The sequence below is a fragment of the Rheinheimera sp. genome (genome assembly GCF_037442525.1).
Classification (GTDB): Bacteria; Pseudomonadota; Gammaproteobacteria; order Enterobacterales; family Alteromonadaceae; genus Pararheinheimera.
The window spans coordinates 1-12974 of record NZ_JBBIQD010000005.1 but is presented as its reverse complement, the minus strand read 5'-3'; the positions used below and the strand labels follow the sequence as shown (position 1 = coordinate 12974).

Here is a 12974-nt window from a genome sequence, read left to right as displayed (position 1 = left end):
TTACTTCATCGAAAACTCCATCTCAAACTGGTATTGATCAGGGCGGTATAAGGCGTACATATGGTCGAACAGTTCGCCGTTTTTGTCGTACATAGAGCGGTTCAGTACCAGCAAAGGTTTACCGGTTGGAATGCCCAGATGCATGGCGGTATCCACGTTCGACAGGGTGGCAGTCACGGACTGCTTCACTTTGCCCAAATGCAGTTCAATACCGGCCATCCGGAAAATATCCATCCGCGACATTTTCAGCAGGTTTTCTTCGCTGTAGGCGTCGCCTATATCGCGGGTCCAGCTGCCGTAATAACCAAAAGGGATGCCGTCAGACAAACGCACCCGTTGCGACTGGATCAGCTGGGTTTCGCCATCAATGCCAAAACGCTCCTGAATATCCAGTGGCGGAATGGTTTTACGGAACATCAGCGATTGCACCTGGGTTTCGCGGCCCATAATGGCCAGGCTCTCCAGTAAACCGGAGATTGGCGCGTTCAGCTGTTCGGCGCGGTGTTTGTAGGTCACGTGCGAGCCTTTGCCACGGTGACGGCTGATATAACCTTCTTCTGCCAGCTCATCCATAGCCCGCTTGGCGGTAATGCGGGATACACCAAATACATCCGACAACTGATGTTCTGTTGGCATTTTTTCACCGTAGGGAATTTCGCCTAAGTGAATTTTTTCCTTCAGGAATAAATACACCTGATGGTACAGCGGTGTTGGAACATCGCTGACTAAAGCGTGCTTTAAACGGGGATCTGCTAACAGTTGTTCAAATGTCATAAGCTCTTGTCTTTTAAGGGGGGGTACTCAGTTGCACTCAGCATAGTCTGAGTCACTTTGTCTTGAGAAAACAATTAAAAAATGCAATTAACTATGTTATAGGGTTAGAGCAAGCATAACAAAAATTTAAACTGGAAATGCGAGGGGGACGGTTTCATTGGTGGCGATTCAAAAAGCTCGAATTTCAGGTATGTAACTGGGTGTTTAAGGAATCCATCAGTTGGACATTCATGTCTTTAGTCAGCTCACCACCATGTAAGTTGCTTGTGCCTATCTTCATATTGGCATACTGGCGCAACAAGCAGACAAGAGCAGGGTTGGATGTTGGTGAACTCTGGTCATAAACTGGGTCTGTAGTCGGCTGAACGGCTTTGCGAGTAATCGCGAAGCCGGTTTTATCCAGGGTTGAGTTGGCTCCAATGTCCAATACGCAGGCAAGAGAGCTTCTCAAATTCAGTTCATTTGTCTTTACTATGACAACAGGCATTGTCAGGTGAAATCCGCGGCACTGTGCCGCTCTGGCACTTGCTCATGCGGCTCGCCCCAATTGCGGTTGACTTTCACGCCACGCTTTACCGCAGGGCGCTCGTCAATCAGACGGGCCCAACGTTGCAGGTTGGGGTAGCTCTGCACATCAAGAAACTCTGCTGCGTTATACAACCGGCCCAGCACCAGAGCTCCGTACCAGGGCCAAATGGCCATATCGGCAATACTGTAGTGCTCACCGGCTATGTAAGTGCGCTGTGCCAGCAGCTTATCCAGTACGTCCAACTGGCGTTTGGTTTCCATGGCATAGCGGTTGATCGGGTACTCGTATTTTTCTGGTGCATAGGCATAAAAATGACCAAATCCACCCCCGACAAAAGGCGCGCTGCCCATTTGCCAGAACAGCCAGTTCATCACTTCAGTCCGCTCAGCCAGTCCTGTCGGTAAAAAAGCGTTAAACTTTTGCGCCAGATACAACAGGATGGAGCCGGATTCAAACAAACGGATCCCTGTGTCTTCATCAAACAGGGCTGGAATTTTGCTGTTGGGGTTCACCTCAACAAAACCGCTGCTGAACTGGTCTCCTTTGCGGATATTCACCAGCCAGGCATCATACTCCGCCGCACTGACGCCAAGCTCCAGCAGCTCTTCCAGCATAATGGTCACTTTAACCCCATTGGGGGTCGCCAGAGAATACAGCTGCAAAGCATGTTTGCCTTTAGGGCGGTCTTTTTGATGGGTAGCTCCGGATACAGGACGGTTGATGGCGGCAAAGGCGCCGCCATTGGCCTGATCCCAGAGCCAGACTCTGGGCGGTTGATAACTGCTCATGGTTTTTCCTTGGTTTATGGGGATGGATTTACTATGGGTATTGGCGTGGACCGATACAAGTGCCTTGCTGTGGCAAGGCGCAGTTATTAGACTGACGGTTTTTTTGAGGCAACCAGATGCAATTGTCGGCGGATAAAAGTTCGGTGAAATGGAGTGCGGCCCTGACGCAGTTTCCTCAGCAGTTATTCCGCTATGCAGACCAGCTGGAGCATATCGACCTCTCGGACAACCTGCTGTCAGACTTGCCAGATGAACTATCCCGTTTTGTCAGACTAAAACGTCTATTTCTGACCAATAATCAATTTCGCCAGATCCCGGCTGTGCTTGCCCAATGCCCGCAGCTGGAAATGATCAGCTTTAAAGGCAATGGCCTGACTGACTTTGCCGAAGGTGTGCTGCCGGATTCTATACGCTGGCTGATCCTGACCGACAACCAGCTGACCAGGTTACCGGCCGATATGGGGCGTTATCGACAGCTGCAAAAGGTGGCTCTGGCCGCTAACCGGCTGCGGGCTTTACCAGAATCGATGCAAGATTGTACTTCTATGGCATTGCTGCGGCTTTCATTAAACCGTCTGACCACAGTACCGGACTGGTTGTTTCAGTTGCCGAAGCTTGCCTGGTTATCTGTGGGAGCCAATCCGGCTTGTTTTGCCAGGCCTCCTGTGCAGAACCTGCTGCCAGACCATCTGGCGGAGCGCTATACACAGCTCGATTTATTGGGGCAAGGTGCTTCAGGCCTGATTTACCGGGTGCGGGACCAACACGATGGATCTGAGTGGGCCCTGAAACAATTTAAGGGCCATATCACCACGGACGGCTGTCCGGAAGAGGAATTGTGGAACTCAGTGCGCTGCTCCGGCCATGCCAGCTTAATTCCGCTGCGTGCTGAAGTGAGGTTAGAGGATACCAAAGCTTTGGTGATGCAGTTGATCCCGCCAGGGTTCAAACCCCTTGGTTTGGTGCCAAGTTTCAGCAGTATCAGCCGGGATTGTTATGCCGCAGGTTTTACGCTCAGCCGCAGCCAGATGCTGAAAGTGGTGCTGCAGGTCGCGTCGGCTATGGCACATTTGCATCGTCACTCTGTCTGTCATGGCGATTTGTACGCCCACAATATGCTGGTTAATGCAGACTATCAGCTGTATCTGGGTGATTTTGGCGCTGCGACCGCTTTGGATAACCTGTCCAGGTCGCAGCAGCAGGCGTTTAAGGCGCTGGATATCCGGGCCTTTGGTTATCTGTTGCAGGACTTACGGCTGCCCTGCACTGATCCTGTGCAGGGCAGTGACCCGCTGTGGCAACTAGAAGTTGCATGCCTGCAGCATGCTGTTCAGCAGCGGCCTGATTTCGCCTGGATTGAACGACACTTATCCGTCCATCAGAAATAATTCGGCAAGCAGGGCTTTTCAAATTGCAGATTTTATCGTATTTTTCAAATTAGTTTGTCCGCCCACTCGTTGCGTCGTTTTATAACGCCGGATCAACAGCATATGCGATGAAAGCTGCCATACTGAGTTTGCTGCGAGCGGTGTTTAATTTCTATTTGAGGTGACTATGTCCGGTTTCATGAGTTCTGTTGATCAACGTACCAATATTGTTGGCCAAAACCGACTGGAGCTGCTGATGTTCAGATTACAGGGCAGCCAACCTTACGGCATCAATGTGTTTAAGGTGCGCGAAGTCATTCAATGCCCTGAACTGTCCGAGTTACCCGGCGCCAACCCCAATGTGCGGGGAATCGCCCATTTACGCGGTGTACCCGTGACTGTTATTGATTTAAGCCAGGCCACTGGCGGTAAACGTATTGAGGATTTATCCCACGCTTTTATTCTGGTCACCGAATACAACCGTAACACTCAGGGCTTTTTGGTGGGGGGCGTGGACCGCATAGTGAATGTCAATTGGGAACAAATTCTGCCGCCACCTCATGGCGCCGGTAAATCACATTACCTGACTGCGGTCACTGAGGTGGACAAAAAGCTGGTGCAAATCATCGATGTGGAAAAAGTCTTTTCCGAGATTTCGCCTGTGGATGAAACTGTCAGTGAGTCGGTGAAAGAAAAGTCGAAGGATTTAGCGGTGCAAAACCTGACCGTGCTGGTGGCCGATGACTCTGCTGTGGCCCGTAACCAGGTAAAACGCGCCTTGTCCACTGTCGGCATTCATGTTGAAACCGTGAATGACGGCCGTATGGCGCTTGACTGGCTAAAAGCCAAAGCCAATGAACTGGGTGGCGATATTACGCAGACTGTGCCTTTAATGATTTCGGATATTGAAATGCCGGAAATGGACGGTTACACGCTGACCGCCGAAGTCAAAAAGGACGACCAGCTCAAACATATCCATATCATTCTGCACTCCTCGTTAAGCGGCGTCTTTAACGAGGCTATGGTACGCAAAGTTGGCGCTGACCAGTTTATTGCCAAATTCCACCCCGATGAACTGGTGTCTGCGGTGCAAAAATGGATGCGTGCCGGATAACAGAAAAAAGCCGATTGGCAGCCGCCTGTTCTCTGCTATCATGCCAGGTTCCAAAGGGGACTGGGTCCTCTGAAACAGATAAGTGGACGGCATGATTAACTATTTTCGTGTATTAGGCGTGAAAGCAAACGCCACGGAAGACGAAATCAAAAAAGCCTATAAACGGCTGTCAAACAAGTACCACCCGGATAAACTGCGCGATGCCTCTGAAGTCGAACTTGAGCAGGCAGCTGCGCAGTTACAGCGGGTAAAAGAAGCCTATGATGTGCTGTCGGATGCAAAAAAGCGCGCCGCTTTTATCAAAGATTTAAACAATGTGATAGTGACCGACCCGGCCGCAGCGATGAAAGAGCTGTGGGACAGTTATTACCCGGCGCCTTGAGGTTTGTATGAAAAAATTTAACAGCGAACGTTTGGCTCAGCTCAAAGCCGATGCCTTTGAAAATATTGAATCCTACAGCGACCCTGAAACCCCGAAAGCGCTGGAACAATTTACTGCTCAGATGAAAAAGGTGCTGCTGGCAGACCCTGAGATGCTGCACTCTGTGCCTGAATACCTGCCGGTGGCTTTGTATGGCAAAGTGAAATTCAGCCCACAGGCCAAACTGCAATGGGCCGCCTGGCTGAAAGCCGGCACAGTGCCGGACTGGGAGCAGTTCAAAACCACAGTGGCTTTTGGCAACGCCGATCTGCCGCTGGTCAAAGCAGTGCGGGCGCTGAATGAGCAACTGCTGATTGAAGCTGTGGCTGTACTCTATATGCTGACTTTTCAGGCCAAAGTGGGCTCTGGCTATGAAGCCGCCCGTGATATGGCGGATGAGGAGCACGGCGATGAGCTGGATGATCGTGGTTATGGGCCGGATGCGGATGACGATGAAGACGCCGATGAACCGGGCTACGACGATGCCTATGATGAAATTCGCTTTGACCGGGAAGGGCGCTGATGAACAACTTAATTGAAATTACCGTCGCGGAGATTAAAGAACTGGCTGTGGTGGAACCTAAACAGGCCAGCAAAAAATTTGATCTGATTGCCAACACCATGTCAGATGAGCAACTGGTGGAGGTTATTGAGCAGATCGATATTGTGACGCTCACCCAGATCAACTCCCAACATGATTTGTCTTTTCCTTCGATTATTTCTGAACTGATGACGCCGGAAAAAATCCGTGACATCGTCAGTCAGCAGCCGCTGTATTGGGAAGAGAAAATTAAAAATAATGCCGATGAGCTGAAACAACACACCTTTGATTTTCTGACCTATTTAATCCGCACCCAGGACAGTGAAGAAAAACAAACCGAAATTCTTGAAGCCATTGCCGAAGATCCGGCAGGGCTGTTTTATCTCTGTATTCCCTTTATCGAGTTGTATCGCGGTGAACAGGATGAAGAGGATGATGAAGTACAGGACCTGCTGCACGAAGAAGAGCAGGATCTGGAAGAAGCCCTGAGCTACAGCGAACGTACCACGGCCGAGCAGGTGCACGGCCTGGGTTTTGATGATCCACGCAGTTTATTGGCACTGATTTTCCAGTTATCACCCAGCACAGGGGATGCCATTAAGAACCTCATTCGCAATGAAAACTCCGGCTGGGAGAACATTATCAATAAGTTTGCCGCTGAGCTGGTGATGCAGGCGAAAGAGAAAAACCAGGCGACAGAACAATACGACGAAGTAGACGATATGTTCAGCTTCCTCGACTAAGGATTGGGTTTCAGATGCAGTTAGTACTTCGCAATCAGCAAGGACCTTTTTTAACCCAGGTGATCCGGCTAGGACTGGCACAGGGGCAGTTGTCAACAGAAGAACTGGAGCAAATCAAAAGCAAAGCGGTGCTGATGAGCCTGAAATTTGCTGACAAGTTTTACAATAAATACAAAATGCATTTGCTGGAACAGGCGGCCTTTGATGTGATTGGGGTTGCCAGCCTCGGTCTGGCGGAACTGGCTCAACAGCAGCATGACAAAGCGCTGGCCGTACTGCAGAGTCCGGACGGTGTGGTGAAATCCTTCCAAAAGGGCTGGACCTTATTGGCTCAAGCCACTATTGCCCAGCCAAACCGGCGCTCGCTTTACGGTGACGTGGACGAACAGCTGCTGCAGGACTTATCCAGCCCGCCGGATGCTGAAGAATGGGAAGGATTAGCGCAGTATCAGCAGGCCCGGCTGGAGTCGTTACGCCGCAATGCCATTTCGGTGGTGAAACAGCAGTTCTATGCCCAGAGTCAACTCGATCCTTTTGAACACTTCAGTGTCGAAGACATGATTGCCGAAGTGGTGCTGTACCGCTTGTTTACGGGGGGGGATAAAGTGCGGCAGGACTTAAAAAAACGCCTGCGTCAACTGGAGTTAAAAGACAGCTGGTCTGAGCCGACAGTGCTGCAACTGCAGACCGAGCAGGTGCTGTTGATGTTACCTACCGGTTACGACGAGGCGGTGCGGGCTGAGCTGGGAGCAAATTTTATTGATGCCCTCAAACGCACTGTCGAATTTGCCCGCAAGTACCAGAAACTGGCGCTGGAGCAGGCGTCACCGGAAAAGCTGGACGCCTTTGAACATAAACATGGGCTGGCACAACCACTGCTTGGCTGGCCACAGTACATTGAGCTTTAACTGATTTCTTTTCGACTGGCGGCAGGTGCGGCACAGTGCTGTTGTACCTGCTGCCACCAGCTGACATGCAGCCGTAACTGGTGTTTTAGTTCCTGAATTGGTTGTTCAACCCGCTGCTGCAATGCAGGCCACAACGCAGTCTGTTGATACAACGCCGTCAGCAAAGGCCAGAATTGCTGATAAGCGCCATCCAGTTCCGCCAGCGGCTGTTGAATACGCAGAATAAAAACCTGACTCAGCACATTCGTAAGCTTTTCTGTGTTGCCATGGCTTTTCCCGGCCGGGCAAAATTGCTGCACAGGCACCGCGTTCAGACCGGCCTGAGTGGTGTGCAGCGCGGACAGATGCCAGTACAGGCTGCGTAACCAGCGGCTGAAATAGCCGGATTGGTACAACAAGGCCAGGGGGGCTTCGACATGACGCTGGTTCAGCTGACCCCAGTCCTGTGAAAGCAGCAGTTGCTGAATGGCCAGTAATTGCTGCAGCGCTTGCAGGCTTTCAGTGAGGCCCGGCTGGCCACTCAGTGGCAGGCCTTCTGCTGCGGGTTGCCATTGCTGACGTAAAGTCGGGTCTGTCAGCAGCAGGTTGTGCCACAAGGCGGGTAATTCCTGTTGTTTGATCAGGCTGATCTGCCTGAGTTTGTCAGTGAGTTCCGCACTCAGTGAGCCAGAAAGAAGACAGGGCTTCACCTGCTGCATAAACGCCACTTCGTAAGCAAAACGCTGACTGATCGTCTGCACTTTGCCCAAACTGCTGTTGCGCTCGCTGACCAACTGGTCCAGGCCACAGGAACGCAGCGCCAGCAGATCAAGTAAACTGAGTTGCTGTTCAGTGACAGGGTGGCGTAAGGTGCTGATGGCAGGTAAAGCAGGCCGTGCTGTGGTCGCCAGCTCTGGAAACTGTGCGCCAGTGATCCGGCTTAGCCGTGCCTGATAGTCCTGCCAGATTTTCTGGGTGGGCTCAGTGCAGCTGTATTGGCTGGCCAGCAGTATCAGTAGCGGCAAGCGCCATAGTGTCATTTTCCAGAACCTTCAGCCGTTTTTTAAGGATCAGTGCCAGCAGTACTGCTGCGACGGTCAGCCCGATAATAATACCGATCCAGAAACCATGAGCACCCATTTTTGGCACCAGAATGTCGGTCAGGCCCAGCAGCGTACCTAAACCAAAGCCTATAGGCCAGTAGGCGACAAAGGTGATGTAAAAAACCGGCTTGGTGTACTTCAGGCCGCGCAGTGCACAGGCGCAGACCACCTGCACCGCATCGGAAAGCTGATAAAAACAGGCCAGCACCAGAATAGAGGCTGCAATATGAATCACCGCCGGATCAGTACTGTATAACGAGGCCACAAAAAAGCGGGCCAGGAAGGTGAGGGTAGCGATGCCCACCGCCATCAGCATCGCCAGTTGCACAGCGGTACTGACGGCCTTTTTCAGTTCTTTGACATCACGTGAACCGACCAAATGGCCAACCCGAATTGTGGTCGCCAGCCCCATCGACATTGGGAGCATAAATACCAAGGCGCTGTAGTTATTGGCAATTTGATGCCCGGACACCACTATGGCGCCCAAATGCACGATTAACAACGGAATACAGGAAAACAGCGTGACTTCAAAAAACAACGAAAAGGCAATAGGGGTGCCTATGGCGATAATCTGCCAGAGCTCCTTTTTGCAAGGCTGCAAACTCGGAGGACGAACCATATAGCGTTTGCTGCTTCGACTGCGCAGTGCATAAGTCAGCATGGCGCAAAACATGGCGCAGTGAACCAGGGCTGTTGCCAGACCACAACCGGCGCCACCTAAAGCCGGCATGCCCAAATGACCGTAAATGAATACATAGTTGGCTGGTATATTCACCAGCAAGCCGACAAAGGCAATCCACATAGTCGCTTTGGTATTGCCTATGCCTTCGAATAAATTGCGCAGCACCATGTAACCGGCCAGCGGGTAAATGCCAAAACTGACGTAGTGCAGGTAATCCACCGCTTTTTGCCGCACTTCGTCTTCCATTTGCAGATATGACAGTGGTGCCCCGATAAATTGCATCGCAATGATTAGCAAGGTCGCAAGAAAACCTGCCAGATAGGCCCCTTGCAGGGTGGTGCCCGGAATGGCCTGATGCTGACGGGCGCCAAAGTGCTGGGCAATAATCGGGGTTAACGCCAGTAATAAGCCCTGAAAGGTCAGAATAATGGGCAGCCAGATGGCAGAAGCGACTGCAATAGCGGCCATATCCAGAGCGCCAACCCGGCCTGCCATCAGTGTATCAATCACATACATCATGGTTTGGGTCAGTTGTGCCAGAACAATAGGGCCGGATAATTTCAGAATGGTTTTGGCTTCAAAGCGGGAAAAAGGTAGCATGATGACTCCAGAAAAATCGCCGCCACCTTACCACAACAGAGGCTTTATGTTTACCGGAATAGTGCAGCGCCAGGTTCAGGTGCAACAAGTTCACGACCAGGGGCAATTCCGCCAGCTGAAGTTAATTGTGCCGACAGAATTATTGTTGCAGTTAGAGCGGGGGGCCAGTATCGCAGTCAACGGAACTTGCCTGACGGTGACGGACTTCGATGCCTCGGCCGGCTGGGTACAATTTGATGTCATAGATGAAACGCTGCAAAAGACTAATCTTGGTACCTTGACGGAAGGCAGTTGGGTGAACTTTGAGCGTTCATTGAGTTTTGGCCGTGAAATAGGCGGGCACCTGGTATCAGGCCATGTGCATGGCACTGTGGCCATACTGGCGGTTGAAAAACAAGGGCTAAACTGCCGTATCGAGCTGGCGCTGCCAGACGCATTCCGCCCTTATGTGTTGAGCAAGGGCTTTATTGCGGTGGATGGTATTAGCCTGACAGTAGGCGCCCTGACAGAGCAGAGTTTCTACTTACATCTGATCCCGGAGACCTTGTCCGTGACCACACTAGGCCAACGCCAGTCGGGAGACTTGGTGAATATTGAACTGGACCAGCAAACCATCACGATAGTCGACACGGTCGAACGGGTACTGGCGCAGCGCCAGCACCACCGTAGTTAGACAATTTAGTAGTACTGCTCGTCATCGGCGTCAACAAATACCTGCACTTTGTGCCTTAACTCATCGATATGGGTTTGCACATGGATTGGATTGCAGCAATTGCTGCAATCTTCCACATCGTCCTGGTCGCCACCACTGGCGTCAATAGTCACACTGGTTGGCTGACCGCAAAAGGGGCAAAGAATGGTCTTGTTAATAAGGTGCATAAAGGCCTCCGACACAACTGTACTCACCTTTTCAGTTTAGAGGCTTCTGACGAAAGTTCAGACTTTCTGCTTGGTGGAAAGGCGGCCGCAGTGCTACTATGCGGCCCGCAGGGCTTTATTGACGGCTAAGTTGTGCACCATATGATTTTTCGTAGAAGTCATCAACTGGCACGCGCGGCCGCATCAATCCTGCACCACCTTCAACTCCAACTGACCCTTGGTATGGGCCAGCACTGTAAGGAAAAACAACATGCCTGTTATTACTCTGCCTGATGGCAGCCAACGCTCGTACGATGCCCCGTTATCCGTGATGGATGTCGCTAAAGACATAGGCCCGGGTTTAGCCAAAGCCACTATTGCCGGCAAGCTGGACGGTGTGCTGGTGGATGCCTGTGAAACCATCGACCGTGACGTCAGATTGAATATTATTACCAGCAAAGACCAGGAAGGCCTGGAAATTATCCGCCACTCCTGCGCGCACTTGTTGGGTCATGCCATTAAACAACTCTGGCCACAGGTCAAAATGGCGATCGGTCCTGTGATTGACAATGGCTTTTACTACGACGTGGATTTAGACCGTCCAATCAGTGCAGAAGACTTGGCCGCACTGGAAGCCCGTATGTTGCAATTGGCGAAAACTGAATACGATGTGGTGAAGAAAAAAGTCAGCTGGCAAGAGGCCTATGACACCTTCGCGGCCCGTGGCGAAAGCTATAAGATGGAAATTCTGACGGAGAATGTCGCCAAAGACGACAAGCCAGGTTTATACCATCACGAAGAATACATCGATATGTGCCGTGGCCCACACGTGCCAAATATGCGGTTCTGCCAACACTTTAAAATTATGAAAGTGGCCGGTGCTTACTGGCGTGGCGATGCCAAAAACAAAATGCTGCAGCGTGTTTATGGCACCGCCTGGGCGGACAAAAAGCAGCTGGCAGCCTATTTACTGCAGCTGGAAGAAGCTGAAAAACGCGACCACCGCAAAATCGGTAAACAGTTAGGTTTGTTCCACTGGCAGGAAGAAGCACCAGGTATGGTGTTCTGGCACAACGACGGCTGGACTATTTTCCGGGAGCTGGAAAGTTTTGTCCGTGAAAAGCTGGTGGAGTACGAGTACCAGGAAGTGAAAGGTCCATTTATGATGGACAAAGTGCTGTGGGAGAAATCCGGTCACTGGGAAAAATATGCCGAAAACATGTTTGTCACCAGTTCAGAAAACCGCGATTACGCCATCAAGCCAATGAACTGTCCGGGGCACGTGCAAATCTTTAACCAGGGGCTGAAGTCTTACCGCGATTTACCGCTGCGGATGGCGGAGTTTGGGTGCTGTCACCGCAACGAGCCGTCAGGTGGCTTACATGGTCTGATGCGGGTACGTGGTTTCACCCAGGATGACGCGCATATCTTCTGTACCGAAGAACAGGTGCAAGCCGAAGTGGCCAACTGTATCAAGATGGTTTTTGACGTGTACGGTACCTTTGGCTTTAAAGACGTCAAAGTGAAACTGTCGACCCGTCCGGAAAAACGCATTGGCTCGGATGAAATCTGGCATAAAGCAGAACAGGCCCTGGCGCAAGCATTGGAAAGTAACGGCATAGCCTATGATCTGCAGCCTGGCGAAGGCGCCTTTTACGGCCCGAAAATCGAGTTTACCTTGCATGACTGTTTAGGCCGGGCCTGGCAGTGTGGCACAGTGCAGCTTGATTTTGCATTACCTGGCCGTTTAGGCGCGAGCTTTGTGGCTGAAGGTAATGACCGTCAGGTGCCTGTGATGATCCACCGCGCTATCCTGGGTTCACTAGAGCGTTTCATCGGTATTCTGATTGAAGAGTACGCCGGTTTCTTCCCGGCCTGGTTGGCGCCAACTCAGGTTGTGGTGATGAATATTACCGATAATCAGGCCGAATACGCCCAACAATTGGTAAAAACATTCAAATCTCATGGCATTAGAGCAACTTCTGACTTGAGAAATGAGAAGATTGGCTTTAAAATCCGCGAGCACACGCTCCAGCGTGTTCCTTATTTGGTGGTAGTCGGCGACAAAGAAGTCGAATCCGGCGATTTAGCCTTAAGAACACGTAAGGGCGAAGACCTTGGAAAAATGTCTGTTGAGGCCTTTGTAGCCAAGCTGACAGAAGAAATTAAAAACCGGGTCTGATTTGTTTAATTCTTGGAGGAACATACCATTAAAGTAGGAAAGAAACCCGTACCAACAAACCGTCCTAACCGGATTAACGAAGAAATCAGTGTACGAGAAGTACGTCTGATCGGGTTTGAAGGTGAGCAATTAGGTGTTGTCAGTACCAACGAAGCGATTCGACTGGCAGAAGAAGCAGGGTGTGATCTGGTTGAAATCAGCCCAACTGCCGAACCACCTGTTTGTAAGTTGATGGACTATGGTAAGTTCCTGTTCGAAAAGGGCAAAGCCCTGAAAGAACAGAAGAAGAAACAAAAGCAGATCCAGATTAAAGAAATTAAGTTCCGTCCAGGAACTGATGAAGGCGATTACCAGGTAAAACTACGCAACCTGCGTCGCTTCATTG

Annotated in this window: 14 protein-coding genes; 9 read left to right on the top strand and 5 right to left on the bottom strand. The window is 51.0% G+C overall.

Features of this window, described 5'->3' with window-relative positions:
- Positions 1-774, bottom strand: coding sequence for a GntR family transcriptional regulator (locus WKJ03_RS09495; protein WP_337841957.1), 774 nt, complete (start codon positions 772-774; stop codon positions 1-3).
- Between the two features lie 489 nt (positions 775-1263).
- Positions 1264-2091 (bottom strand): glutathione-dependent disulfide-bond oxidoreductase, encoded by an 828-nt coding sequence (gene yghU, locus WKJ03_RS09490; RefSeq protein ID WP_337841956.1) that lies wholly within the window; start codon positions 2089-2091, stop codon positions 1264-1266.
- A gap of 116 nt (positions 2092-2207) precedes the next feature.
- Here yghU and WKJ03_RS09485 point away from each other — a divergent pair, with 116 nt between their 5' ends.
- The 6 genes from WKJ03_RS09485 (at position 2208) to WKJ03_RS09460 (ending at position 7185) form a co-directional block, all read left to right on the top strand.
- A complete protein-coding gene (locus WKJ03_RS09485) occupies positions 2208-3479 on the top strand; it encodes a protein kinase (RefSeq protein ID WP_337841955.1) in 1272 nt (423 codons plus the stop codon).
- Positions 3480-3645: 166 nt separating this feature from the next.
- Complete coding sequence (locus WKJ03_RS09480; RefSeq protein ID WP_337841954.1) at positions 3646-4572, top strand: chemotaxis protein CheV; 927 nt, start codon at positions 3646-3648, stop codon at positions 4570-4572.
- A 91-nt stretch (positions 4573-4663) separates the two neighbouring features.
- Positions 4664-4954, top strand: coding sequence for a DnaJ domain-containing protein (locus WKJ03_RS09475; protein ID WP_337841953.1), 291 nt, complete (start codon positions 4664-4666; stop codon positions 4952-4954).
- 7 nt (positions 4955-4961) lie between these two features.
- Complete coding sequence (locus WKJ03_RS09470) at positions 4962-5516, top strand: hypothetical protein (RefSeq protein WP_337841952.1); 555 nt, start codon at positions 4962-4964, stop codon at positions 5514-5516.
- Positions 5516-6277, top strand: coding sequence for a hypothetical protein (locus tag WKJ03_RS09465; protein WP_337841951.1), 762 nt, complete (start codon positions 5516-5518; stop codon positions 6275-6277). The genes WKJ03_RS09470 and WKJ03_RS09465 overlap by 1 nt, the downstream gene beginning before the upstream one ends.
- A 14-nt stretch (positions 6278-6291) precedes the next feature.
- Positions 6292-7185, top strand: coding sequence for a hypothetical protein (locus WKJ03_RS09460; protein ID WP_337841950.1), 894 nt, complete (start codon positions 6292-6294; stop codon positions 7183-7185).
- On the opposite strand, the gene WKJ03_RS09455 is transcribed toward WKJ03_RS09460, so the two are convergent.
- Positions 7182-8204, bottom strand: coding sequence for a DUF3080 family protein (locus tag WKJ03_RS09455; RefSeq protein WP_337841949.1), 1023 nt, complete (start codon positions 8202-8204; stop codon positions 7182-7184). The two genes, WKJ03_RS09460 and WKJ03_RS09455, sit on opposite strands and share 4 nt — an antisense overlap.
- Positions 8146-9549 carry an MATE family efflux transporter gene (locus WKJ03_RS09450; protein WP_337841948.1) on the bottom strand — a complete coding sequence of 468 codons (1404 nt, stop codon included), beginning with the start codon at positions 9547-9549 and terminating at the stop codon, positions 8146-8148. Before WKJ03_RS09450 ends, WKJ03_RS09455 begins: the two co-directional genes overlap by 59 nt.
- Between WKJ03_RS09450 and WKJ03_RS09445 the strand changes: the two genes are divergently transcribed.
- A complete protein-coding gene (locus tag WKJ03_RS09445) occupies positions 9548-10222 on the top strand; it encodes a riboflavin synthase subunit alpha (RefSeq protein ID WP_337841947.1) in 675 nt (224 codons plus the stop codon). The genes WKJ03_RS09450 and WKJ03_RS09445 overlap by 2 nt on opposite strands.
- Positions 10223-10227: 5 nt before the next feature.
- Here the strand turns inward: WKJ03_RS09445 and WKJ03_RS09440 are convergent, their stop codons facing one another.
- The gene (locus WKJ03_RS09440) at positions 10228-10428 is read right to left on the bottom strand and encodes a CPXCG motif-containing cysteine-rich protein (RefSeq protein WP_337841946.1); all 201 of its coding nucleotides are present in this window, start codon (positions 10426-10428) and stop codon (positions 10228-10230) included.
- Positions 10429-10678: 250 nt separating this feature from the next.
- Here WKJ03_RS09440 and thrS point away from each other — a divergent pair, with 250 nt between their 5' ends.
- Together thrS and infC are read left to right on the top strand one after the other, a co-directional pair.
- Positions 10679-12589, top strand: coding sequence for a threonine--tRNA ligase (gene thrS, locus WKJ03_RS09435; protein ID WP_337841945.1), 1911 nt, complete (start codon positions 10679-10681; stop codon positions 12587-12589).
- 72 nt (positions 12590-12661) lie between these two features.
- A partial coding sequence (gene infC, locus WKJ03_RS09430; RefSeq protein ID WP_337842138.1) for a translation initiation factor IF-3 occupies positions 12662-12974 on the top strand: 313 nt, incomplete at its 3' end.

Excerpts from the sequence above, each read along its gene's own strand:
- WKJ03_RS09470 (WP_337841952.1), top strand. The coding sequence starts at position 4,962 with ATGAAAAAATTTAACAGCGAACGTTTGGCTCAGCTCAAAGCCGATGCC.
- yghU (WP_337841956.1), bottom strand. The coding sequence starts at position 2,091 with ATGAGCAGTTATCAACCGCCCAGAGTCTGGCTCTGGGATCAGGCCAAT.
- thrS (WP_337841945.1), top strand. The coding sequence starts at position 10,679 with ATGCCTGTTATTACTCTGCCTGATGGCAGCCAACGCTCGTACGATGCC.
- WKJ03_RS09465 (WP_337841951.1), top strand. The coding sequence starts at position 5,516 with ATGAACAACTTAATTGAAATTACCGTCGCGGAGATTAAAGAACTGGCT.
- WKJ03_RS09450 (WP_337841948.1), bottom strand. The coding sequence starts at position 9,549 with ATGCTACCTTTTTCCCGCTTTGAAGCCAAAACCATTCTGAAATTATCC.
- WKJ03_RS09485 (WP_337841955.1), top strand. The coding sequence starts at position 2,208 with ATGCAATTGTCGGCGGATAAAAGTTCGGTGAAATGGAGTGCGGCCCTG.
- WKJ03_RS09460 (WP_337841950.1), top strand. The coding sequence starts at position 6,292 with ATGCAGTTAGTACTTCGCAATCAGCAAGGACCTTTTTTAACCCAGGTG.
- WKJ03_RS09445 (WP_337841947.1), top strand. The coding sequence starts at position 9,548 with ATGATGACTCCAGAAAAATCGCCGCCACCTTACCACAACAGAGGCTTT.
- WKJ03_RS09455 (WP_337841949.1), bottom strand. The coding sequence starts at position 8,204 with ATGACACTATGGCGCTTGCCGCTACTGATACTGCTGGCCAGCCAATAC.
- WKJ03_RS09480 (WP_337841954.1), top strand. The coding sequence starts at position 3,646 with ATGTCCGGTTTCATGAGTTCTGTTGATCAACGTACCAATATTGTTGGC.
- WKJ03_RS09440 (WP_337841946.1), bottom strand. The coding sequence starts at position 10,428 with ATGCACCTTATTAACAAGACCATTCTTTGCCCCTTTTGCGGTCAGCCA.
- WKJ03_RS09475 (WP_337841953.1), top strand. The coding sequence starts at position 4,664 with ATGATTAACTATTTTCGTGTATTAGGCGTGAAAGCAAACGCCACGGAA.
- WKJ03_RS09495 (WP_337841957.1), bottom strand. The coding sequence starts at position 774 with ATGACATTTGAACAACTGTTAGCAGATCCCCGTTTAAAGCACGCTTTA.